Source organism: Cupriavidus consociatus, from assembly GCF_017814975.1.
In the GTDB taxonomy this organism is placed as follows: Bacteria; Pseudomonadota; Gammaproteobacteria; order Burkholderiales; family Burkholderiaceae; genus Cupriavidus; species Cupriavidus consociatus.
Genome location: NZ_JAGIQA010000091.1, coordinates 1 through 4,080, shown reverse-complemented (window position 1 = coordinate 4,080; position 4,080 = coordinate 1). Strand labels below are relative to the sequence as shown.

The 4,080-nt window shown below is 60.5% G+C and carries 4 protein-coding genes; 1 reads left to right on the top strand and 3 read right to left on the bottom strand.

What is annotated here, in order from left to right:
* Positions 1-525 (top strand): IS3 family transposase (locus J8I82_RS37310; RefSeq protein WP_209765598.1); only part of this gene is annotated, 525 nt, incomplete at its 5' end.
* A 101-nt stretch (positions 526-626) separates the two neighbouring features.
* Here J8I82_RS37310 and J8I82_RS37305 read toward each other — a convergent pair.
* The 3 genes from J8I82_RS37305 to J8I82_RS37295 form a co-directional block, all read right to left on the bottom strand.
* Entirely contained in the window at positions 627-2,150 is a 1,524-nt protein-coding gene (locus J8I82_RS37305) for an ISNCY family transposase (protein WP_209765596.1), read from the bottom strand.
* Between the two features lie 641 nt (positions 2,151-2,791).
* Complete coding sequence (locus J8I82_RS37300; protein ID WP_209765594.1) at positions 2,792-3,106, bottom strand: H-NS histone family protein; 315 nt, start codon at positions 3,104-3,106, stop codon at positions 2,792-2,794.
* A gap of 49 nt (positions 3,107-3,155) precedes the next feature.
* Positions 3,156-3,434 (bottom strand): hypothetical protein, encoded by a 279-nt coding sequence (locus J8I82_RS37295; protein ID WP_209765592.1) that lies wholly within the window; start codon positions 3,432-3,434, stop codon positions 3,156-3,158.
* Positions 3,435-4,080 lie beyond the last annotated feature (646 nt).

Genomic DNA, 4,080 nt, shown 5'->3' with positions numbered 1-4,080 from the left:
CTGATTGCCAGGGATTTCCATTCGCAGGCGCCGAATCAGAAATGGCTGACGGACATCACCGAATTCCAGCTTCCGGCAGGCAAGGTGTATCTATCACCCATGGTCGATTGCTTTGACGGCAAGGTTGTGAGCTGGTCTATCGGCACGAGGCCTGACGCGCAATTGGTCAATAGCATGCTCGATGGTGCCATCACCACGCTCACTGATGGCGATAGGCCCATAGTACATAGCGACAGGGGCGCGCACTATCGTTGGCCGGGATGGCTGCAACGCATCAATGCGGCTGGTCTCGTCCGTTCCATGTCGCGAAAGGGCTGCTCACCTGACAACGCTGCCTGCGAGGGCTTCTTTGGGCGCCTGAAGAATGAGATGTACTACTGTCGCGACTGGGCTGGCACGACGGTAGAAGGATTCATGCACGAGCTAAACTCGTACATCCAGTGGTACAACGAGCGGCGCATCAAGTTGTCCTTGCGGGCAATGAGCCCGGTCGACTACCGGCGCCACCTGGGAATCGCAACCTAAATCAGTCCAAGAAATCGTCCGCACCCCCAAACCGGACATTACAACTTTGCCGCTACACCGGGTGTCCAGTGGGTTTTGAAAGGTCGCCCCCTCCGCTAAATTCAAATGTCGGTGCGGGCGTGCTTTTTGTGCGGGGTTGGATGCTTTTGTGGGGGGATGGTAGGGCGGTGGTGCTGGCCTGACGTGACCGAGTCTGGCCCAGGGTGGGGCGGTGGATTCACGGTAGGCAAAGTTAAAATGTCCGCGTTCCGCTGCAGCGGTGCCGCCGCCATCGCGCGCTCGAGATCGAGCCGGTTGATCAGACGCTGCCGCTTGACGTTCTGCGGCGCGCGATGGGGCCGGGCCGGTTCGCCTTGCAGCGTGCGCGACGGCCCCGCCTGCTGGCGACTGTCGCGCTGCGCCTGCACCTGCGCCGTGATGGCCAGCACGTGCCCCAGCCGCTTGTTGTCGACGATCGCGCCCTGGTCGAGCTCGCCGAGCCGGTCATAGGTGGTGTAGGGCAGGGAAGCGCCGTCGGCCCACAACTCAACCCTGCCGTCCGGGTACTCGGCGACCTCGAGATAGCGGTGGATCAGGCGCCGGTGTTCGGGTCGGTCCTCGAGCAGGTACAGCACCTTGTCGTACTGCAGCGTGAGGCTCTGTGACACCTTGCGCCACTCGCGCCAGCTGAAGATGCGCGCCAGGTCCTCGTCGCCACGCAGCGGCCGGTGGGCGTCGAAGTCCCGCCTGGGCACCTTGGCAAAGCGGGCGTTGAAATCGGCCATGAAATGCGCGGCAAAGTCGTTGGCCGCGGCCATGGTGCTGATGCCGCGCAAGCGCAGTTCCTTGACCAGCCGGTCCTGCAACGTGCCGTTCATCCGCTCGACACGGCCCTTGGCCGGGCTCGAATTGGCGCACAGGATGTCGATGTTCAGCTCGAACAGCGCGCGCCCGAACTGGGTGTAGCCGCGCCCCTCGGCGCTGTCCCGGGCATTGACCCGGAAGATGCCGGCCTTGTCGGAGTAGAACGCCATCGGCTTGCCGTGGCGCTCGACATAGGCGCGCGTGGCGCTGAAGTACGCCGGCGTCGATTCGCTCGGCACGAACCGCAGCTGCATCAGCTTGCCGGTCGCGTCATCGACGTAGACCAGCAGCGTGCACGCCGGCACCCGGTCCTCGAACCAGGCGTGGTCGCTGCCGTCGATCTGCACCAGCTCGCCGAGGCAGGCGCGGCGGTTCCTTGGCTGGTGCACCTTGGCCGGCCGCAGCTTGCGTGGCACCCAGAAGCCGGCGTCGATCATGATCCGGCGCACCGTCTCCGTGGCCAGGTCGATACCATGGCGTTCTCTGAGCTTCTCAGCCGCCAGGGTCGGGCCGAAGTCGGCGTAGCTGTCGCGGATCAGGCCACGCACGCGGGACTCCAGCCCGGGCGGCAACTGGCGATGACCCGGAGCGCCTTGCCGGCGATTCTGTAAGCCCGGCGCACCTCCGACCTGATACCGACGAAGCAAGCGCAACGTTTGCCGTGTGCTGAGTCCCAGCCGAGCCGCCGCAATGCCTGTCTTCAAGTGACCGTCTGCCAAGGCTTGCAGGACCTTGAGCCGGTCCAATTGACGCATCGTCATGGTAATCGTGTCCGGTCGCATGGCGGCTCCCTGGCTGGCTCAAGGCCGTACAGGTTACCCGGACCAACTCGGACATTTGAATCTGGCTATAAACGGACATTAGAATCTGGCGCCAACACCGGGCCACCGCATAATAAACCTTATGTTAAATCGTGGCTATCGGCGCCTATAGTTGATCGCCGCCGTTCCGTCAGTGTTGCGCTTGCCGCGCAGTCTCCGCTTTGCCAAAAAAGCGTCGTCCTTCCTATACGAAACCCCGAGAGGTGAAAGTCGAACTACGGACAGTGGGTCCGTTTCTTTGGCACTCATGCCCAATAAGGCAAAGTTGACGGGCAGAACGTGTGATTGGAGCTCAGCCTAGGCATGACCGCCGAAGTAGGAAGGATGTATGCAGATGGCGAACTGATCTACCCGGGCCGCGTCGGAACAGGCTGGGGATAGTGAGGCCCCGTTCCCGCACGCGGGGTGGGCCTGCAGCGCGTTCGACGGCTCTCTCATCTACTGGGCAGAGAGCTTTTTTTGTCCGCATCGATCGCTGGCATGGCAGGCCTAGTCAGCCATTTAGTTGCAGCGCAACTGGCACGCCGGCCTACGTGACATTCCGAAAATGCCCGGCCTTAAGCGATAGCTTGACCGGGCATCGTGAACGCTTGCGGCAGCATTCATTCCTGCGGAATCAGAAAACGCTCGGGCCGCTTGCCCAACCAAGCAGGCGTTCGACCCCGGCCAGACCAAGTCTTCCCGGTCTTGGGATCCATATACTTCGGCGGCAGCGACGCCTTTTCCTGCGGCGTTGAAGCAGCGCCGGCTGGCCGGCCCCGGCGGCGCCGCGGCGCGACGTCTTCCGGCGACAGGCCGTATTGGGCCATCAGCTCGCGAATCTGTTCGATAACGCTGGCGACCTCGCTCGTGCGTGCTTCTTCGAGCTGGGCTTCGAGCGCTTGCTTCTGCGCCATCAGTTCTTTATACGTTGCCATTTGGTTCTCCGGTTTCTTCGCTAACTTTTGACTTATACGCATTCTAAAGTCATTCTGCAAGGTATTCGCTCTCTACCCCACAACGAATGTTGTAATACATTCGAATAAAAGGGTCGTGCCACTTAGCCTTGCACCCGATAAATTGGGTGCCATCGAGATAGTCATCGCGCCGCGAACCGACCGGCACAAGCAGCACACTCGTTCCCCGAACGATTCGCAGAAACGGGTACGCCTCAAGCGGGAATGGGACAAATGGCTTGAGGCCACGCGCGCCCATTTCGCATTCGGCGATGTATCTCTGCCATCGTTTCTGGGCATAAGGCAGCATAACTCATCGCTCCCAGAATCCTCTAACGAGCTCGAGCTCGAGACGAGGCAATGCAGGGCAACGTATCGGTGGCGCGTGCGAAGGCAAGATGGGGTGGGCTAGGACTCCGCTAACCGGGCTTGAGCCAGAGGCCCGTTACGGCGGAAAATGGAAAAACCTCGTCCCGGGCTGGTCAGCCTTTGGTTTCATCCAATTGTCGTCCGACGCGCGGCATGCTAGCAGGATTGTGCACCGTGTAGTGAAGATGTGCACAACTTTGAACTGGAGCTTCGCTTCGATCTGATATCGTTACTATTGTCGGACAAAAGCGGATAGCGCTCAAACTAGGGAAGTTCTAGATTTACTCGGCTGATCTCTTTTCTTCGTGGGAGGGCAAGATATGCGGGACATCCTCATTCTCACCGGCGGCGGCTTACTACTTGCTGCGATCATTTTTCCTGGCCTCAAAAGCCGGCGAAGAAAATGAATGACGCGAAGTGTCTGGGGGACCTTGCATCCGTTCCTGACCCCGCCAATGCGGTAGCCTGCGCCGCAAATCGCCCGGCTCGCGTCGCCATCTTAATCAAGGCTTGGCGCCCTCAAATCTGAAGTGCAACACCTTGCCATCCGGTAAGGTGTGGTGAATGACAAGAACGAAGTACCAACA

Excerpts from the sequence above, each read along its gene's own strand:
- J8I82_RS37305 (WP_209765596.1), bottom strand. The coding sequence starts at position 2,150 with ATGCGACCGGACACGATTACCATGACGATGCGTCAATTGGACCGGCTC.
- J8I82_RS37300 (WP_209765594.1), bottom strand. The coding sequence starts at position 3,106 with ATGGCAACGTATAAAGAACTGATGGCGCAGAAGCAAGCGCTCGAAGCC.
- J8I82_RS37295 (WP_209765592.1), bottom strand. The coding sequence starts at position 3,434 with ATGCTGCCTTATGCCCAGAAACGATGGCAGAGATACATCGCCGAATGC.